General features: G+C 62.3%; 19 protein-coding genes. 13 read left to right on the forward strand and 6 right to left on the reverse strand.

From position 1 onward, the window contains the following. Positions 1-39: 39 nt before the first annotated feature. Positions 40-1,044 (forward strand): zinc transporter ZntB, encoded by a 1,005-nt coding sequence (locus CTR53_RS18535; protein ID WP_290817012.1) that lies wholly within the window; start codon positions 40-42, stop codon positions 1,042-1,044. Position 1,045: 1 nt separating this feature from the next. Here the strand turns inward: CTR53_RS18535 and CTR53_RS18540 are convergent, their stop codons facing one another. Both CTR53_RS18540 and CTR53_RS18545 read right to left on the reverse strand, forming a co-directional pair. Continuing rightward, positions 1,046-1,945: a hypothetical protein gene (locus CTR53_RS18540; protein WP_290817014.1), complete on the reverse strand. Its 900-nt coding sequence runs from the start codon at positions 1,943-1,945 to the stop codon at positions 1,046-1,048. Between the two features lie 73 nt (positions 1,946-2,018). Next, the gene (locus CTR53_RS18545; RefSeq protein WP_290817016.1) at positions 2,019-3,533 is read right to left on the reverse strand and encodes a M81 family metallopeptidase; all 1,515 of its coding nucleotides are present in this window, start codon (positions 3,531-3,533) and stop codon (positions 2,019-2,021) included. 90 nt (positions 3,534-3,623) lie between these two features. Here CTR53_RS18545 and CTR53_RS18550 point away from each other — a divergent pair, with 90 nt between their 5' ends. Next, positions 3,624-5,216: an ABC transporter substrate-binding protein gene (locus CTR53_RS18550; RefSeq protein ID WP_290817019.1), complete on the forward strand. Its 1,593-nt coding sequence runs from the start codon at positions 3,624-3,626 to the stop codon at positions 5,214-5,216. Positions 5,217-5,234: 18 nt separating this feature from the next. Here the strand turns inward: CTR53_RS18550 and CTR53_RS18555 are convergent, their stop codons facing one another. Next, positions 5,235-5,882, reverse strand: a complete 648-nt coding sequence (locus CTR53_RS18555) for a uracil-DNA glycosylase (protein ID WP_290817021.1) — start codon at positions 5,880-5,882, stop codon at positions 5,235-5,237. Between the two features lie 19 nt (positions 5,883-5,901). Next, complete coding sequence (locus CTR53_RS18560) at positions 5,902-6,609, reverse strand: NYN domain-containing protein (RefSeq protein ID WP_290817024.1); 708 nt, start codon at positions 6,607-6,609, stop codon at positions 5,902-5,904. A gap of 90 nt (positions 6,610-6,699) precedes the next feature. Here CTR53_RS18560 and folK point away from each other — a divergent pair, with 90 nt between their 5' ends. The 9 genes from folK to era all read left to right on the forward strand — a co-directional run bounded on the left by folK (position 6,700) and on the right by era (position 14,412). Next, entirely contained in the window at positions 6,700-7,248 is a 549-nt protein-coding gene (gene folK / locus CTR53_RS18565) for a 2-amino-4-hydroxy-6-hydroxymethyldihydropteridine diphosphokinase (protein WP_290817026.1), read from the forward strand. A gap of 115 nt (positions 7,249-7,363) precedes the next feature. Next, the gene (gene rpoZ / locus CTR53_RS18570; protein ID WP_290817028.1) at positions 7,364-7,771 is read left to right on the forward strand and encodes a DNA-directed RNA polymerase subunit omega; all 408 of its coding nucleotides are present in this window, start codon (positions 7,364-7,366) and stop codon (positions 7,769-7,771) included. 130 nt (positions 7,772-7,901) lie between these two features. Then, entirely contained in the window at positions 7,902-10,073 is a 2,172-nt protein-coding gene (locus CTR53_RS18575; protein ID WP_290817031.1) for a bifunctional (p)ppGpp synthetase/guanosine-3',5'-bis(diphosphate) 3'-pyrophosphohydrolase, read from the forward strand. A gap of 29 nt (positions 10,074-10,102) precedes the next feature. Then, positions 10,103-10,690 carry an orotate phosphoribosyltransferase gene (gene pyrE, locus CTR53_RS18580; protein WP_290817034.1) on the forward strand — a complete coding sequence of 196 codons (588 nt, stop codon included), beginning with the start codon at positions 10,103-10,105 and terminating at the stop codon, positions 10,688-10,690. 11 nt (positions 10,691-10,701) lie between these two features. Next, positions 10,702-11,454 carry a pyridoxine 5'-phosphate synthase gene (locus CTR53_RS18585; RefSeq protein ID WP_290817036.1) on the forward strand — a complete coding sequence of 251 codons (753 nt, stop codon included), beginning with the start codon at positions 10,702-10,704 and terminating at the stop codon, positions 11,452-11,454. Beyond that, positions 11,451-11,861, forward strand: coding sequence for a holo-ACP synthase (gene acpS / locus CTR53_RS18590; RefSeq protein WP_290817039.1), 411 nt, complete (start codon positions 11,451-11,453; stop codon positions 11,859-11,861). Before CTR53_RS18585 ends, acpS begins: the two co-directional genes overlap by 4 nt. A gap of 93 nt (positions 11,862-11,954) precedes the next feature. Then, positions 11,955-12,731 (forward strand): signal peptidase I, encoded by a 777-nt coding sequence (gene lepB, locus CTR53_RS18595; RefSeq protein ID WP_290817042.1) that lies wholly within the window; start codon positions 11,955-11,957, stop codon positions 12,729-12,731. 8 nt (positions 12,732-12,739) lie between these two features. Next, positions 12,740-13,489 (forward strand): ribonuclease III, encoded by a 750-nt coding sequence (gene rnc, locus CTR53_RS18600; protein ID WP_290817045.1) that lies wholly within the window; start codon positions 12,740-12,742, stop codon positions 13,487-13,489. Beyond that, positions 13,486-14,412 carry a GTPase Era gene (era, locus tag CTR53_RS18605; RefSeq protein WP_290817047.1) on the forward strand — a complete coding sequence of 309 codons (927 nt, stop codon included), beginning with the start codon at positions 13,486-13,488 and terminating at the stop codon, positions 14,410-14,412. The genes rnc and era overlap by 4 nt, the downstream gene beginning before the upstream one ends. 10 nt (positions 14,413-14,422) lie before the next feature. Here the strand turns inward: era and CTR53_RS18610 are convergent, their stop codons facing one another. After that, complete coding sequence (locus tag CTR53_RS18610; RefSeq protein WP_290817050.1) at positions 14,423-15,343, reverse strand: AEC family transporter; 921 nt, start codon at positions 15,341-15,343, stop codon at positions 14,423-14,425. Positions 15,344-15,413: 70 nt separating this feature from the next. Beyond that, positions 15,414-15,782: a hypothetical protein gene (locus CTR53_RS18615; protein ID WP_290817052.1), complete on the reverse strand. Its 369-nt coding sequence runs from the start codon at positions 15,780-15,782 to the stop codon at positions 15,414-15,416. Between the two features lie 215 nt (positions 15,783-15,997). Between CTR53_RS18615 and CTR53_RS18620 the strand changes: the two genes are divergently transcribed. Beyond that, positions 15,998-17,968, forward strand: coding sequence for an AsmA family protein (locus CTR53_RS18620; protein ID WP_290817222.1), 1,971 nt, complete (start codon positions 15,998-16,000; stop codon positions 17,966-17,968). Beyond that, the gene (locus CTR53_RS18625; RefSeq protein ID WP_290817053.1) at positions 17,965-18,849 is read left to right on the forward strand and encodes a YihY/virulence factor BrkB family protein; all 885 of its coding nucleotides are present in this window, start codon (positions 17,965-17,967) and stop codon (positions 18,847-18,849) included. Before CTR53_RS18620 ends, CTR53_RS18625 begins: the two co-directional genes overlap by 4 nt. The last annotated feature ends 16 nt before the right edge of the window (positions 18,850-18,865 follow it).

The raw sequence follows: 18,865 nt of genomic DNA on the forward strand, positions 1-18,865 counted from the left end.
TCTCAGCTGGCCGGAGTGAAACGTGCAGTCGGGGGACGCATGGATCAGCAGCGCGGATTGATTTACGGCCAGCAGCCTGGCCTGCGCTTTGCCCTTATTCTGGATGGCACCGGCGGTGCGCGGGAAGTCGGCTGGGATGAAATCCGGCAATGGCGTCCGGCGCAGGGTGTGATCTGGGTGCATCTGGAGCGCGACGACCCGACGGCCGCCAGATGGCTGCGTGAGGAGAGCGGCCTCGACATGGTGGTTTGCGACGCGTTGCTGGCGGAAGAGTCGCGACCGCGCATCCAGGAAACCACTACCGGGCTGATCGCCGTGCTGCGTGGCGTCAATCGCGATCCGAACGAGAATACGCTGGATCTGGTGCCGATCCATTTCTGGGCCGACGAGCACCGGATGATTTCGCTGCGCGACAAGGATCATTACCTGCACGCCTTGCGCGATATCCGCGAGGATTTAGGCGAGGGGCAGGGGCCGCTGCATATCGGGCATCTGCTGACCAAGGTTGCCCGCCGCGTGTTCAAGTATATCGAACCTGTGCTCGAACAGCTTGAGGACGAGGTGGATGCCTTCGATCATCAGATCGAGGAATGCGACGTGCGCGAAGCGCGCGGAGAACTGAGTGATATGCGGCGACGCGTGATTTCGTTGCGCCGCTACATGGCGCCGCAGCGCGAGGCGATGTTTCGCCTGCAGGGTGCGACAGGAAACTGGATCACGTCGCGCGACCGCCAGCACCTGCGCGAACTGACCGACAAAGTCCTGCGCAGTGTGGAAACACTGGATGCTTTGCGCGATCGCCTGACGATCCTGCATGAAGATCTGACAACGCTGATGAGCGAGCAGATCGCAGCGACCACCAATCGTTTGACCGCCCTGACTGCCATCCTGCTGCCGCCCAGCCTGATCGCAGGTCTGCTCGGCGTGAATGTCGCCGGTATTCCCTTTGCCGACGAGCCCTGGGCCTTCGGCGCTGTCTGCGGAACTACGGTGGGGTTGCTGATCGCGGAAGTTCTGCTGCTGCGCAAGATGAAGTGGTTGTGACCTAAAGTCGTCGACCTGCGCGGATCAGCGGATGGGCAAGCCCCTCGGCAATCAGATCGTGCGGATGCATGCGCCCGAACCATTGGTTGGGCGACCAGGCGTCGTTCGCAGCATCATAGTCGAACCACGGCGCCAGACCGACCACCAGATGGCAGCGTGACTGCATTGTCAGCCCGCTGGCGAAAACGCGATGCGGCTGGTTGGTATCCCATGACCAGGCAAAGCCATGCCGTAGGTGATGGCGCTGTGCCGTGGCCGAGCCGGGTTCCGGCTGCAGCAGCACGGTTTCAATCTCCAGCAGGTATTCCGGCGCGGTCCAGACCGGAATATTGATGCGCAGATTGTGGAAGATGCTTTCGTCGCGGTGCCAGCCGTAGCCGTCCTGCAGTGCTGCCGGATTGTCGCCGGGAATCACGCTGAGGCGCGAACGGATCACCGGCAAGGTGAAGCCGCGCAGCAACCCGCCCAGCGCACCGTGGTTTGCCGCCGGTGTGAGCCGACGGAAGCCATAGCCGTCGTAATAGTCGCCCTTCAGCTTCGGCATCTGGGCGCGGGTCGCGTCTGAAGCGTAGAAGTACTGGCCGTTGCGCAGATGCGCCGAGCCCAGCGTCGCGCTGTGCGGATCGCCGGCGACGTCAGGATTGCAGGTTAGCGACAGCGAGCCGTAGGCCGGATTGGCGACGTCGTCGGCCGTATTGCGAAAGCCGCGCAGGCTATAGCGCGCGATCACTTGGCGGCAGGCCGTCTCCAGCGCCGGCAGATCGAAGGACAGGTCGTAGCGCTGCAGCGCCGAGGTCCGCCCGAGGAATGGCTGCATCGCCGCTTCGAGATCGAACCGGTTGCTCAGATGGGCAAACACGGTTTCGTGGTCGGGAATGATCGAGGTCTGGATCGGGGGCATCTTGCTAAGTCATTGATTTATTATACCCTGCATTATATCATGTTGCCTAAATGTTCTCAAGAAGAATGGGCGCTTATGGCGCCCATGTCGTCTCCGGATCGAGGGGGTAGATCGGCCGTGGTACCTGGCGCCAGGGGACGTTCCTTAGCACCGGCGTGGTCAGACCGGGCACATCCACCTCGATGATGCGGTCGTCGGAATAGAACTCATCAAAGCCGGCGCGGAAATGGCCGCGCGATTTCACTACCAGGCTGCGCAGGGTCGCGATGTCGATCCCGAAGGTTTCGAAGAACATCGGATCGAGCGCCTGATGACGGTTGGTCATCGCGACGACCTGAATGCCGCCGACCTGAACGACCGCGGCCGGACCCATATCCAGTGTACGGCCAGCCGCCATGCCGCGACGGCCGACGAACAGCCCGTCGCTCAGCGCAACCACCTTGCCTTGTGCGGTGAAGGCTTCGGAAAATGTGGTGGTTTCGTTGCGGTTGAACTTCGCCTCGAAAGTCGCGCCGATCCCCAGCTTGTGCGCTTCGGCGGCCAGCAGCGGATCGTAGACCGGGCCGATGGCGCAGCCGGTAACGCCGGCCTTGTGGAAGGCGCTGAGAATATAGGCGGTGTTGCCGCGTCCGCCGCCGCCGGGATTGTCGGCCACATCGGCAAATAGCAGGGCAGGTTTGGCCGGATCGCGGCTGCAGGCCAGCGCCATCTCGGTGCAGCGTTCCAGGCTGGTGAGACTGGTGGTGAAGCGATGACGCTGGCTCCAGACGTGACTGGCAACATCGCGTGCCACCATTTCAGCCTGTTTGGCATCGGTCGCAGTCACGATCACCGATGTACCGTTCTTGGGCGTATCTCCTAACGAGAAGCCCGACGAGATCGAGACGTCGATCACGCCGCCGCCGACCTTGGTCTGACCGTAGGCAATCACATCGGCATAAGGCCCGGATTTGGTATTCTGGCTGGTCGAGGGCGGAATGAAGGGCAGCTTCACAAAGGCCGAATGCGGCTTCATGCCTTCCAGCATGGCCTTCAGGTGGCGCGCGCAATCGGCGCCGCGATCCGGCATATCGGTATGGGGATTCTCGCGATAGGCAACCAGGATATCCGCCAGTTCCACCATCGCCGGACTGACGTTGGCATGCAGGTCCAGCGTTGCAACCACCGGCACATTCGGCCCGACGATCTCGCGGACGGCGCGGAACACCGTGCCGTCAGGATCGATATCGACCGTTGCGGTCGCAGCGCCATGCTGCGACAGGAAAACTGCATCCACCGGACCGGCCTCGCGCAGCAGCTTGCGCATGCGCTCCATGACCCAGTCGAAGAACTCCTGGTCCACCGGTCCGGAGGCGCCGACGGCGGCCATAACCAGCGGCACGCGTTCCCAATCTGCGAGGCGATCCATTTCTGCCGTGAAGCCGGTCAGTGTGGTCGGAATGCGCGGATTGCGGCTTTCCAGGTCGGCCAGCAGGCCTTCGCCTTCCAGCAGCACGGCGGATTCGAACTCCTCCCGGGTTGAAACCGGTGCGTGACCGTTGCTTTCCAGCATGAAGCCGCCAATGGCGATGCGATAACTGCGCGGCATGGCTTTATGTCACCCTGTCTGATTGACTCAAAACACGAAGGCGTTTGTTATAGGTCCGACGCGACGCCAAAAACCAGAAGGAAAAACGGCATGCTCCCAGTTTCCCGCCGCCTGTTCATGGGCGGAACTCTTGCGACGCTGGCAGCTGCCGGTATTGGTTCGCGAACCTTTGCGCAGAGCGGCACGTCGTCGCTGACGATTGGTACCAAGCTCGAACTCAACACGCTCGATCCGCATTTCTTCAACGGCTTTCCGCAGGCCTCGTCGCATTCGCTGATTTTTGACGCGTTGATCGGTATCGACAGCGGGTTGCGCCTGATTCCGGGCCTGGCGACGGCCTGGCGCAACATCGACAACCTGACCTGGGAATTCGACCTGCGGCAGGGCGTGAAATTTCATGATGGTTCCGATTTCACCGCCGATGATGTGATCGCCACGCTGGAGCGCGTGCCGAAGGTGCCGAACAGCCCGAATCCTTTCACGCAGTTCACCCGTTCGATCCAGAGCACTGAAAAGCTGGGGTCGCACAAGATCCGTTTCAAGACGGCAACGCCGTCACCGACTTTGGCATCCGATCTGGCACGCGTCTTCATCATCTCGAAGAAGCATGTCGCTGCCAGCACCGCCGATTTCAACAACGGCGCTGCCGGCGCTGCCATCGGCACCGGCCCCTACAAGGTGACTGAATGGGTAAACAGCCAGCGGCTGGTGCTGGCCCGCAACGACGCTTACTGGGGCGAGAAGCAGCCGTGGGCCAAGGTGACCGAGAAGGTGATCAAGGGCGATGCCGGGCGTATCGCCGCGCTGCTGTCGGGTGATGTGGATGCCATCGACGAAGTGCCGACCATCGATATTCCGCGCATCAAGCAGGACAAGCGTTTCAACGTCGTCAGCGGTGCTTCGGCCACCGTGCAGTATATCGCCATGGATGCCGTGCGCGATGTCAGCCCGTTCATCTCCGCCAAGGATGGCCAGCCGGCGCTGCTCGGCAATCCGCTGAAGGATCGCCGCGTGCGCAAGGCGCTGTCGCTGGCGATCAACCGCAAGGCGATCGTCGACCGTATTCTGGACGGTTCGGCCACGCCGGCCTCACAGTTCCTGCCGTCGCGCTTCGACGGCACCAGCACCAAGCTGAAAGTCGATCCCTACGATCCTGAAAAGGCCAAGGCGCTGCTGAAGGAAGCCGGCTATCCCAACGGCTTCAAGATCACGCTGCATGCCACCGGCGATCGTTATCCGAAGGACAAGGATATCGCCCAGGCGGTCGGCCAGTTCTGGACGCGGATCGGCCTGCAGGTCAGCGTCGAGGCGCTGCCCGGCACCGTCTTCTTCTCGCAGGCGACCAAGCAGGAGTATTCCTGCTTTATGGCGCAGTATGGCACGGATGAGGCTTCGATTGGTCCGCGCGCACTCGTTCATACGCCGGGCGGCATCTACGGCACTGCCAACCGCACCAAGTTCTCGCATACCGATCTGGATGCCGCGATTGAGAAGTCGCAGAGCGAGATGGATCCAGTAAAGCGCAAACCTCTGGTACAGGCCGCCATCGAACTGTCGATGCACGAACAGGCCATCATCCCGGTCTTCCATCCGAATGCGGAAATGGCCGGTAAGGCAAATATCGCCATCACGCCGCGTCCGGAACGGCGCTTCAATGCGCTGATGATGAAGCCGAAGGCTTAAGTCGTGACAGGTGGCGGCTCAGCCCGCCACCTGTTTGATCCTGTCGAATACCGAATGGAACATGGCCTCGGTGAGGCGGCCGGTATTGGTGTTGTAGCGCGAGCAGTGATAGCTGGAGAACAGCGTCACACCGCTCGCCAGCTTATGTTCCGCGCCATGGCCAAACGGAGCCGCGGACCGCTTGACCTTCAGGACATCCAGCGTGGCGACATGCGCGATCTGCCCCAGCACCAGGATCGCCTTCAGGCCTGCCATCGCGGCGATCTCGCCTGACAGGAAGGTCTTCATGCAGGTCTTGGTTTCTGCAGGTGTCGGCTTGTTTTCCGGCGGCACGCATTTGACCGCATTGGTGATGCGGCTGCGCACCAGTTGCAACCCGTCATTCGGATCAGCTTTGAACTGGCCTTTCGCGTAGCCGTATTTGATCAGCGTCGAATACAGCAGTTCGCCGGCATAGTCGCCGGTGAAAGGCCGGCCGGTGCGGTTCGCGCCCTTCACGCCAGGTGCGAGACCCACGATCAGCAGCGCAGGCTGTGGATCGCCCCAGGGCGGCACCGGGCCATTGAAAAAGGTGGGGAAGGTGGCGCGATTGGCCATGCGGTATTCGACCAGCCGCGGGCAGAGCGGGCAGTTGTGACCCGGCAAAGCGGGAACAGCGGTCGTCATTGGGGCAGGGCGGTCTGAATCAGCGCAGATGCTTGCGCGGATCGGCGGTGTCGATCTCGTCGAAGTCATCCATGGCATTGGCCGCGCTCGAATGAGCCACATTCCCACGGTCGTTGCCGCGATCACTGCCCCGGTCGCTATTCGGGCCGCTGCGCAGCGTGGCATGCACGCCGGCAGAGCGCGACTGGTCGCGCGCGGCGGCATCGCGCATGATCTTCGGCATCAGTTCCTGCAACTCGATGAAAGTATCAGCCTGGCGGCGCAGTTCGTCAGCCACCATCGGCGGCTGGGTGCGGGTCGAGCTGACGACGCTGACGCGCACACCCTTGCGCTGCACGGCTTCCACCAGGCGGCGGAAATCGCCATCGCCGGAGAACAGCACGACATGGTCGATATGCGGCGCCATCTCCATCACGTCGATAGCGAGTTCGATATCCATGTTGCCCTTCACCTTCCGGCGGCCCATGGCATCGGTATATTCCTTGGCAGGCTTGGTCACCATGGTGAAGCCGTTATAGTCGAGCCAGTCGATCAGGGGGCGCAGCGGGGAGTATTCCTGATCCTCGACCAGCGCCGTGTAGTAGAAGGCGCGCACCAGTTGCGATTCCTTGCGGAAGCTGTCGAGCAGGCGGCGATAATCGATTTCGAAGCCGAGGCTGCGGGCGGCGGAATAGAGATTGGCGCCATCGATAAATAATGCGACGCGCTCCTGCTGATAAAACTTCATCGGCTATCCTCTTCCATATGACTTTGTTATAAAACGCAGACGCGTTATGCGACGTTCTTATGCAGTCAGTGTGCAAACTCTGCAATCGCGATGGCAAGTGGAAACGTTGTAACAAAATCAGGCGGCGGGATATTCGTCGCGCTTGGCGCGAATCTGCCGAGCGCGGAACATGGTTCGCCGCGCGCAACGCTTGAGGCCGCGCTGTCATTGCTCGCTCACGAGGGTATCGCGATCCTGCGACGCTCTTCCTGGTGGCAATCCGGACCGTTGCCGGCATCCGAGCAGCCTGACTTCATCAATGGCGTGGCCGAAGTCGAAACGGCATTGATGCCGGCGGAGCTACTGGCGGCGCTGCATCGGGTCGAATCGGCCTGCGGCCGGGTGCGACAGCAGCGCTGGGAAGCCCGTGTGCTCGATCTCGACCTGATCGACTATCGCGGCCAGGTTCAGCCGGAGCCGGAGCCGGGCCAGGTCGGGCAGGGTGGAACCCCCCATTTGCCGCATCCGCGGATGGCCGAACGGCTGTTCGTGCTGCTGCCGCTGCAGGAAATCGCGCCGGACTGGCGCCATCCGCGCAGCGGCGCAGCCTTGCCGGACCTGATTTCCGCGGCGCATCCTATGAGAATCAATAAGTTATAAGGAATTTCTTGGTCCCGATGCCGCGTTTCTGCTTGAATGGGCCTTGCATCGCAGCGGAAACGCCCTTAATAACCCGCTTCCGCCGTTTTTCTCCTGTTTTGCCCGAGGGTAAGCCATGGCCCGCGTCACCGTCGAAGATTGCGTTACCAAGATCCCGAACCGCTTCGAGCTGGTTCTGATCGCCGCCCAGCGCGCCCGCGCCATCGGCACCGGCGCGCCGCTGACCGTGGATCGTGACAACGACAAGAACCCGGTCGTCGCCCTGCGCGAAATCGCCGATGAAACCGTGGATATCGAAGGTCTGCGTCAGCGCATGATCGGCGATATGCAGGACAGCCCGGAAGTTGACGAGCCGGAAGAGGACAACATGGCCGCCCTGATGCAGTCGGGCGAATGGGCCGGTGTCCCGCAGGACAATGAAGACCTCGCCGAAGGCATGGGGATCGAAGAGGCCGATGGCGACGATGCGGATGATGCGGCAGAAGAAGCTGCTGGAGAGCCGGAAGCCCCCGCCGAAGAGTGATCTGGCGGCTTTATTAAGGTTTTTCCTCCCGCTGGGCTTGTCCCCGGCGGAAATTGGCCCAGAATAAGTCTTTAGGAACAACCGTTTGCCGGAAGCGGAGAACGGACTAAAGACGATGCGCCCGCGAGTCATGCGTCAGGTTGAACTGCTGGAAAAAGTCCTCGCCTACGATCCGTCGGCGGATGAGGACCTGCTGAATCGCGCCTATGTGTTTTCGATGAAAGCGCATGGCGCGCAGAAGCGTGCGTCGGGCGATCCGTATTTTTCCCATCCTGTCGAAGTGGCAGGCATCCTCGCCGGCATGAAGCTCGATGCGACGGCCATTGCGACCGGCCTGCTGCATGACACACTGGAAGACACCGTCGCGACGCCGGACGAGATTCAGAAGAATTTCGGCGCCGATGTGCTGCGCCTCGTCGATGGTGTGACCAAGTTATCGCGCATCGAACTGCAATCGGATCGCACGCGGCAGGCGGAGAATTTCCGCAAGCTGCTGCTGGCAATGTCGAACGACATCCGCGTGCTGCTGGTCAAGCTGGCCGACCGGCTGCACAACATGCGCACGCTGCATTTCATCAAGGATCCGGACAAGCGCCGCCGCATCGCCAAGGAGACGATGGAGATCTATGTCCCGCTTGCCGACCGCATCGGCATGCAGGACCTGCGCGAGGAGCTGGAAGACCTTGCCTTCGCCGAACTGAATGGCGATGCGCGCGCATCCATCATCGCGCGCCTGGACCAGTTGCGCACCGAGAGCGGCAGCCTGATCGATCGCATTGTCGACAAGCTGAAGCGTACGCTGGCGGAGCAGGGTGTCGAGGCCTGGGTGTCGGGACGCGAAAAGCGGCCTTTCTCGATCTGGGAGAAGATGCAGCGCAAGAACATCGCGTTCGAGCAGTTGTCTGACATCATGGCCTTCCGCGTCGTGGTGGCCGATGTCGCGGCCTGCTATCACGCACTGGGCGTGGTGCATCAGACTTGGCCATCGGTGCCGGGCCGCTTCAAGGATTATCTGTCGACGCCGAAGCAGAACGGCTATCGCTCGCTGCACACCACGGTGATCGGCCCGGAAAACAAGCGCATCGAAATCCAGATCCGTACCAACGAGATGCACACCATCGCCGATCTCGGCGTCGCGGCGCACTGGCAGTACAAGCAGAATGGCGGCAGTCGTACTCCGGCGCCGGAAGCTGAGGCGCGTCAGTATCGCTGGCTGCGCGAGTTGCTGGAAATCCTTGACCAGGCGTCGGATCCGGAAGAGTTCCTTGAGCATACCAAGCTCAACATGTTCCAGGATCAGGTCTTCTGTTTCTCGCCGAAGGGCGACCTGATTGCCTTGCCGCGCGATGCCACCGTGGTCGACTTTGCCTATGCCGTGCATTCCGACGTCGGCGATACGGCGGTTGGCGCCAAGGTGAATGGTCGCGTAGTGCCGCTGCGCACCGTGCTGCGCAATGGCGACCAGGTGGAAATCCTGCGTTCGAAAGTCCCGGCACCCAATCCAACCTGGCTGAATTTCGTCAAGTCGGGCCGCGCCAAATCCTGCATTAACCGGTTCATCCGCCAGCAGCAGCGCGGCCAGTATCACGAACTGGGCAAGGCGATCCTGACCAAGGCATTCAAGGAGCATGACAGTTCCGCCACCGAGAAGGTGCTGGAGCCGGTCGTGAAGGTATTGAAGCTACGAAATGCCGATGAAGTTTTCGTCGGTGTGGGCGAGGGCAATTTCACCTCGCGTCAGGTGATCAACATCGTCTTCCCCGGCCAGAAGGAAGACGAGGCCGACAAGGCGCCACCGCTGCCGCGGCCGCATCGCCAGCCGGCCGATCACAGCAAGGCCGGCAGTGGCATCCCGATCCGTGGCCTGATCCCGGGCATGGCGATGCATTTCGCCGGCTGCTGCCATCCGCTGCCGGGCGACCGTATCGTGGGCATCGTTACCACGGGTAAGGGCGTGACCATCCATACCATCGACTGCGAGACGCTGGAGCAGTTTGCCGAACAGCCGGAGCGGTGGCTCGATCTCGCCTGGGATCCGCCGTCCGATGCCGAGAAGACGCATGGCCATGTCGGCCGCGTCAACCTGCTGATCAACAACGAGCCGGGTGCATTAAGTGCGGTGACTACTATCATCGCCAAGCACAAGGGCAATATCACCAATCTCAAGATCACCAATCGCACTACCGATTTCTTCGAGATGTTTGTTGATATCGAGGTGCGCGACGTGAAGCATCTCACCAACATCATCGCGGCGTTGCGCGCCACCTCCGTCATCAGTTCGGTGGAACGTGCCCGCGGCTGATCAACTGACCAGAAAGAGACCGCAAGACCATGAATCGTGAGGACGTACTGCAGCATTACCGTGACTCCGGCGCCCTGCTGGAAGGCCATTTTCTGCTCACCTCCGGCCTGCACAGCCCGGTTTATATGCAGTCGGCCCGCGTGCTGATGTTCCCCGAGCGCGCCGAAGCGCTGTGCAAGGCGCTTGCCGACAGGCTGCGCGCCAAATACGGCCCAAAGCCGGTTGATCTGGTCTGCTCGCCGGCCATGGGCGGCGTCGTTGTCGGTTACGAACTCGCCCGCCAGCTCGGCGTGCCGGCGATCTTCACCGAGCGTGTGGATGGCAAATTCGCGCTGCGCCGCGGTTTCGATATTCCGCAGGACGCGCGCGTGCTGATGGCCGAGGATGTGGTCACCACCGGAAAATCGAGCCGCGAATGCATCGACTGCATTGAAGATCATGGTGGCAAGGTCGTGGCGGCATCGTGCATCGTCGACCGCTCCGATGGCGAAGTCGATCTCGGTGTGCCGCTGTTCGCGCTTTGCGGCTTCAAGGTGCCGTCCTATGCCGCCGATGCGCTGCCGCCCGAGTTGCAGAAAATCCCGGCGATCAAGCCCGGCTCGCGCGGCCTGAAATAGGAAACTCCGCCATGACTGCGCGCAGCCTCCGTCTCGGCGTCAACATCGACCACGTTGCCACCATTCGCAACGCGCGCGGCGGCCGGCATCCCGATCCGGTCCGTGCCGCCAAACTGGCAGCTGTCGCTGGTGCCGATGGCATTACCGCGCATCTGCGCGAGGATCGCCGGCATATCTCTGACAGTGACATCGACCGTCTGATGGCCGAGATCAATCTGCCGCTCAATCTTGAGATGGCGGCCACCGAAGAGATGGTGGCCATCGCGCTGCGCCACAAGCCGCATGCCGCCTGTATCGTGCCGGAACGCCGCGAGGAGCGCACCACCGAGGGCGGCCTCGACGCCGCCGGACAGTTCGCACATCTGAAGCCGATGATTGCCAGACTGTCGGATGCCGGCATCCGCGTGTCGCTGTTCATCGAAGCCTCCGAGAAGCAGCTCGATGCCGCCAGGTCGCTCGGTGCGCCGGTGATCGAAATCCATACCGGCAAATACTGCGAAACCGAGGGCGCAGAACAGACCGCGGAACTGGAGCGTATTCGCAAGGCGGCTGCCCATGCCGAGAAGCTCGGCCTGGAATGTCATGCCGGCCATGGCCTGAATTTCGAGACGGTGGCGCCGATTGCGGCCATACCCACCATCGTCGAACTCAACATCGGCCATTTCCTGATCGGCGAGGCGATCTTCGGCGGGCTGGATGGCGCGATCCGCCGCATGCGCGCATTGATGAACGATGCGCGCGGCCTGACGGCAAAATCGGCATGATCATCGGCCTGGGGTCTGACCTGATCGATATCCGCCGGATCGACAAGACCATCCAGCGTTTCGGCGACCGTTTCCTCAATCGCATCTTCACGCCGGTAGAGCGCGCGCGGTCCGATCGCCGTCAGCTCACCCGTATCGAATCCTATGCCAAGCGCTATGCCGCCAAGGAAGCCTGCTCCAAGGCGCTCGGCACCGGCTTCCGCAAGGGCGTGTTCTGGCGCGACATGGGCGTGATCAACCTGACCGGAGGCAAGCCGTCGATGGCGCTGACCGGAGGGGCGCTGGCACGTCTTGAGAGCATGTTACCCGCAGGATATGAAGCCCAGATCGACATCTCGCTGACCGATGAACCGCCCCTGGCCCAGGCCATCGTCATCATCTCGGCAAGGCCGAAAACGCCCGTTTGATCAGGCCCTTAGCCAGCGCTTGACTTTGCCGGGCGGAACACGGCTTGATGCCGCTCCGGCGCGCCGGATTATACGCGTAAGGGATTGATTTATATGGATCAGGAGCAGGCAGTGGCAAAGGCCAAGACGCGCGGCGGCGACATTTGGGACAGCCTGCGCACGCTGATCTACGCCGTCCTGCTGGCGATCAGCATTCGCACCGTCGCCTATGAGCCGTTCCATATCCCGTCGGAATCGATGCTGCCGACCTTGTGGGTCGGCGACTATGTCTTTGTTTCCAAATTCGCCTACGGCTACAGCAAGTATTCCATCATCTTCAGCCCGCCGATCTTCGAGGGCCGTGCCCTCGGTTCGTCGCCCAAGCGCGGCGACGTGGTGGTCTTCCGCTGGCCGCGCGATCCGTCGATCGATTATATCAAGCGCGTGATCGGTCTGCCGGGCGACCGTATCCAGGTCCGCGACGGTGCGCTGCTGATCAATGGCGAGCCGGTGAAGCGCCGTCGCGTCGAAGATTTCGAGCGCCACGACCGCTTCGGCAACGTGACCGAGCGGATTGAGCAGTGGGAGGAGACGCTGCCGGGTGGCGCGACCTTCAACACGCTGAACCTCTTTAACTACAATGCCGGCGACAATACCGGCGTCTATACCGTGCCGGCCGGCCATTACTTCATGATGGGCGACAACCGCGATAATTCGCAGGACAGCCGCGTGCCGGTCGAAGTCGGCGGCGTCGGCTATGTGCCGGCCGACCATCTGATCGGTCGCGCTGAAGTGCGCTGGATCTCGATCGACCAGAGCGCGTCGCTGCTCAAGCCCTGGACATGGTTCAGCGCCCTGCGCTGGAGTCGCATGTTCACCGGTATCAACTGAGGCCGGCGTTGAACGCGGAGACCCGCAAACCGGCACTGGAGCAACTTCAGCAGGCGCTGGGCCATAAGTTCGCCGACACCAAACTGCTGGAAGAAGCGCTGGTACATCCCTCGGCCAACCCGCGCCGCAGCCGGGCCAAATCCGCCCGCACTAAGACCGCCGAAACGCCGCCGGCCGTGCGCGACTACAACCGCCTCGAATTCATCGGCGACCGCGTGCTGGGCCTGGTTGTTGCCACGCTGCTGGCTGAACGCTTTCCGCAGGCTGAAGCTGGCGAACTGGCGCTACGCTATAATGCGCTGGTCAAGCAGGAGAGCCTGGCGCGTTTCGCGCAGTCGCTCGGCTTGGGCGACTTCATTCAGCTGTCGCGCTCCGAACGCGATTCCGGCGGCGCTGGCAAACCGGCGATCCTGGCCGACGCCTGCGAGGCCGTGGTCGCGGCGCTCTACCTCGATGGTGGGCTCAAGGTGGCCGAACGCTTTGTACGTCGCTACATGGAGCCGGCGTTAACTGAAGTCGCCAATGGCGCCGCCAAGGACCCCAAGACCGCGCTGCAGGAATGGGCAGCCGCGCGTGGCATGGCCGCGCCGCGCTATGAAATCGTCAGCACCGAAGGCCCGCCGCATGAACCGCATTTCACCGTTGCCGTGAAGCTCGGAAGTGGCGAACCAGCCAAGGGGCAGGGCGGCTCGAAACGGGCCGCTGAACAGGAAGCCGCCGGTCGTCTGCTCGACCGGCTTGTCACCGAGAAAGCATGACTGAAGACATCGAAGTTTCCCCGACGGCGCCGCATTGCGGCTACGTCGCCATCGTCGGCGCGCCGAATGCCGGCAAGTCCACGTTGCTGAACCGGTTGGTCGGCGCGAAGGTTTCCATCGTCTCCAAGAAAGTCCAGACCACGCGCGCCCGCATCACGGCGATTGCCATGCAAGGCGAGACTCAGCTGGTCTTCCTCGACACGCCTGGCATCTTCACGCCGAAGCGCCGGCTGGACCGGGCCATGGTAAATGCGGCCTGGAGCGGCGTGGATGAAGGAGATGCGGTGCTGCTGCTGATCGATGCCGAACGCGGCTTCGACGAGGAGAGCCGCGCCATCGTCGATGCCTTTAAGAACCGCAAACGCAAGAATGTTTTGCTGGCGCTGAACAAGGTTGATGCCGTGCAGCGCGAAAAGTTGCTCGGTCTGGCCAAAGAAATCAGCGAGGCTTACGATTTCGAACGCGTCTTCATGATCTCGGCGGAGAAGGGCACCGGCGTGGATGATGTGCGCGCCGATCTGGCCAAACGCATGCCGGCCGGTCCATGGCTCTATCCGGAAGACCAGCTGGCCGATGTGCCGATGCGTTTCCTGGCCGCCGAGATCACGCGCGAGCAGGTCTATCGCAGCCTGCATGACGAACTGCCTTACGCGATCACGGTCGAGACCGAGAACTGGAAAGACCAGAAGGACGGTTCGGCCCGTATCGATCAGGTGATCTTCGTCGAGCGTGACAGCCAGAAGAAGATCGTGCTGGGCGAGAAGGGGCAGATGATCAAGCGTATCGGAGCTTTTGCCCGCAAGATCATGGAAGAGCAGTTCGAGCGTCGCGTGCACCTGTTCCTGTTCGTGAAGGTGCGCGAGGACTGGGGTGATGACCCCGAGCGCTATGAAGCCATGGGGCTGGATTTCCCCAAGGGCTGATTGCTTTCGGCTAAACGCCTGCCAGTAGCATGAAGATCGGCACGGTCACGAATGCCAGGACCGTGCTGACCGTGACGATGGCGGCGGCCAGCGGCGCATCGCCACCCATCTGTCTTGCGAGAATGTAGCTGGTGCTCGCCGTCGGCATGGCGCCCCACAGCACCATCACCTTGGTTTCCAGCGGCCCCAGGCCCCAGAGTTTCGCCGCGCCAAATAGCATCAGCGGATAGATCGCCAGCTTCAGCACGCTGGCCAGCAGCACGGCGCGGCCGCCGTTGCGCGCCGCCTCCCATTGCAGGCCGGCGCCCACGGTCAGCAGGCCCATTGGAGCTGCCATGCTGCCCAGCATCTTGAACACCGGCTCGATGCCCTGCGGCAGGGACAGGCCGGCGGCATTCATGGCGATACCGATCAGACAGGCGATGATCAGCGGGTTCTTGATCAGGAACAGCGCCTGCCCCTTCAGGCTGGTACTCTGTCCATGCGCGCCATAGCGTGCCAGCGTCAGCACGCAAAGCACGTTCAGCACCGGGATGGCGAGCGAAATGGCGATGGCAAACAGCGTGATGCCGGCGCCGCCCTCCAATGCCGCCACGGCGCCGAGGCCGACGAAGGTGTTGAACCGCAGCGAGCCCTGGAACAGCGATGTAAATCCAGGCCCGTCAACTTTTGCCAGGGGTCGCAGCAGATAAACCAGCGCGGCCTGCAGCAGGATCACGGCCAGCAATGCGCCCAGCATGCCGGTCGGGTCGAGATTGCCGAGCCGCGCATTGCTCAGATTGTCGACCAGCAGAACCGGGAAGAAGATGTAATACGTCATCTTGTCGGCCAGCGGCCAGAAGGCTTCGCCGGGGAAATTATAACGCTTGAGCGCGCCACCGAGCGCGATCAGCAGGAAGATCGGAATGATGGCAAAAATGACGGAGAGCATATCGGACTCGGGCGGGGAGATACTGCGGACGAGTCTAGCCCAGGCGGCGCCCTAAAACTAATGCCGAGAACTAATGCTCAACCAGAATGATCAGCAGATCGACAGCGCGGGTGGCGAAGCCGAAGCCGAGATAAAGCGCGAGTGCACGCAGGCCGGCTTCGCGCCAGGCATGATATTTGTCCGAAGCCATTTTTGAGGAGGCGCGCGGGACGAGTGGCACCGCAGTGACCGTGACCGCCTCGTAGCTCGGCGTATCTATTTCCTCCGGCACGAGGAATTCAGCGACGCGGGTGCGGTCGGGCCCGTAGATGCGCCGCCAGCGGAAGGCTTCGGCCTCGGCGCGTTCGGCATCGCCATGGGAGGCGCGCGGAATCCAGCTGTCGGCCAGTCGTGTCATCACGACATAGCGGGGGATGATGATTTCCGTCTGGACGCCCATGAGACGTACTGTGTCAGGTCACGATTAACGAATTTTAAACAGCCGTTAATTTTTCCTCTCGCCGGCAATTTCTGACGGAACTCCAAGGACATACCAGGGGTTCTGTTATCCAACCGGAGATTGCCATGGCCACGCCCAATCCGCGGGGAAAAACACCAGAATCGCGGGAAAAATCCACCCCTCGGTCGTTCTGGCGCCGTCCGTGGTGGCACTGGATGGCGGGCGGATTGGCCGTATTGCTGGTTGCCCTCGTGGCGGTGGCTGCGCTGTTCGACTGGAACTGGCTGCGCAATCCGGCGCAGAGCTTCATTACCGCGACGACGGGCCGGCAGACCGTGATCAACGGGCGGCTGGATGGCGAGTGGTCACTCACCCCGCGTTTCGTCGTTGAAGATTTCCATATGGCCAACGCTGAATGGGCAAAGGAAAAGGAACTCGTCAGCTTTGAGCGTGCCGAGATCGTGGTCGATTTACGCGAGATGTTGCGCGGCCGAACAGTGCTGCCTGAAATCAAGCTGGTGAAGCCGCGGGTGGCACTGGAGCGGCGCGCCGATGGCGAGGGTAACTGGACCTTCGGCGTGAAGGTGGCCAAGGATGTTGCCGCGCCCGAGGATCGTACCGAGATGCCGCTGATCGGCCGGCTCCGTATCGAGGACGGCCGCTTCCTTTATCGCGACGAGAAGGTTGGTGTCGATATCGATGCTGAAGTCGCCACTGTGGTCGGTGCCAACAGCGAGGGCAGGGATCGCGTGCGGCTCGGCGGTCGCGGCACCATGCATGGCGAAGCCTTTCGGCTGCGTATGACCGGTGGTTCGCTGCTGTCGTTGCGCGAAAGCGAGGAACCCTATCCGCTGACTATCGAAATGGTGGTGGGCGAGACGCGTGGCCGCATCTCCGGAACGCTGGCCGATCCCATCAAGTTCGAGGGGCTCGACCTCGATATTGCGCTGAGCGGTCCCGATCTCGCCCGGCTGCAGATCATCACCGGCGTACCGCTGCCGATGACGCCGCCTTACGATCTGAAAGGCCGTTTGCATCGTGACGGTGCGGTCTGGCGCATCGAGACTATGGCAGGCCGGGTCGGCAACAGCGATCTGGGTGGCATGATCGAGATCGATACCGGGCGCGAGCGACTCTACCTAGAGGCCGATCTGCGTTCGAAGGTGCTGGACTATCGCGATATCGGGCCTCTCGTGGGCCTGCGACCGGAAGAAGAGCGCCCGCCGAACACCGACGCCATGACCGAGAACCAGAAGGCGGCGGCGCAGAAAGCCGGAAAGCCGGCAGCAGATAAGGGCCCGCCGCCGCGCGTGCTGCCTGACGCGCCGCTGGCGGTTGAGCAGATCCGCGAAGTCGATGCCAAGGTGAAGTTCCACGGCGACAAGGTGGAAGCGCCCAATACGCCGCTCAGTGCGGTCGATCTCGACCTGCTGCTGGAAAACAGCGTGCTGCATCTGCGACCGCTTAAACTGGGTGTCGCCGGCGGACAGGTGAATGCCGATATCCGTATCGATGCGCGCAGCGATGCCGTGCTGACGCAGTACGACGTGAAACTCAACAAATTCCGGCTCGAACGATTCCTGGAATCCGCCGGCCTGAAAGACAGCGGCAGCGGCGAGATCAGCGGCCGTATCCAGCTGGTCGGCTATGGCGACACGGTGCAGAAGTCGCTCGGCAGCGCCAACGGCCAGATCCGCATGGCGATGGAGAACGGTTCGCTGTCGAACCTGGCGATGGAACTGGTCGGACTTGATGTCGGCCAGGCAGCACTTTTCTGGGCCGGTGGCGACAAGCAGATTCCGCTGCGCTGCTTCGTCACCGATTTCAACGTCGAGCAGGGCCTGATGACGCCGCGCGTCTTCGTGCTGGATACCACCGACACGACGGTCACGGCCGAGGGCAGCATCAGCCTGACGCAGGAACTGCTTGGGCTGAAGATCAAGGCACATCCGAAGGATCCCAGCCTGCTGGCGGCGCGCACGCCGATCAACATCAAGGGCGCCTTCAGCCGGCCGTCGATCGGCGTCGATGCCGGTCCGCTGGCGGCGCGCGGCGCGGGCGCGGTGGCGCTTGGCGTGCTGCTGACGCCGCTGGCCTCGATCCTGGCCTTCATCGAGCCGGGCCTGGAAAGCGACAGCGACTGTGCGGCGCTGCTCAAGCAGGTACAGAGCGGGCGGCCGGGATGAATATCCGGCTGCTGAGCCTCGGCCGGCTGCTGATCAATACCGGCCGCGCGATGATCAACAGCCTGTCCTTCGAACTGGCTGGCTACATCGCCTATACCGGCCTGCTGGCGATCTTTCCCTTCCTGATCTTCCTGGCAGCGCTGGCCGGCTTCCTCGGCACCTCTGCCGGCGGGCTGGCCTCGGTGCAGAGCATGCTCGACCTGCTGCCGCAGGATGTCGCGCAGACGCTGTCGCCGGTGATCCATGAGGTGATCGATACCCGCGACGGCGGGTTGCTCACGCTCGGTCTGCTCGGTGCGCTCTGGGTGGCGTCGAACGGCATCGACGCGCTGCGGATCGCACTCAATGCTGCCTATGACATCGAGGAAGCGCGGCCCTGGTGGCTGATCAAGCTGGGCAGCATCGGGGCCATTATCGTCGGTGGCGTGGTCTTCCTGCTGCTCTCGGTCCTGGTCATCCTCGGCCCCGTCATCTGGAAAGGGCTGCTCTGGCTGTTTCCGCTCGGAGAGGGCGACATTTGGGCCTTCAGCACGGTGCGCTATCTGCTGGCCACCCTGGTGCTGATGACCGCCCTGCTGGCGCTGCATCGCTGGCTGCCGGGCGCCTGCCTGCGGGTCCGCAACCTGCTGCCCGGCGTGATCGCCACCACCATACTCTGGCTGTCTGCCGCCAGCCTGTTCTCGATCTATGTTGCCAAACTGGGTAGCTACAGCGCCACCTATGGCAGTCTCGGCGGGGTGATCGTCACCCTGGTCTTCTTCTATGTCTCGGCCGTGCTTTTCATCTTTGGCGCCGAACTGAACTCCGCCCTGTTGCGGCGCGAAAAAAGGCAGGCGGACAAAACCACGCCCGCGGACGCAAAGCCTCTGGCCGGAAGCTGATCCGCTGGACTATGCT

This window comes from Ferrovibrio sp. (assembly GCF_002796975.1).
Taxonomy (GTDB): Bacteria; Pseudomonadota; Alphaproteobacteria; order Ferrovibrionales; family Ferrovibrionaceae; genus Ferrovibrio.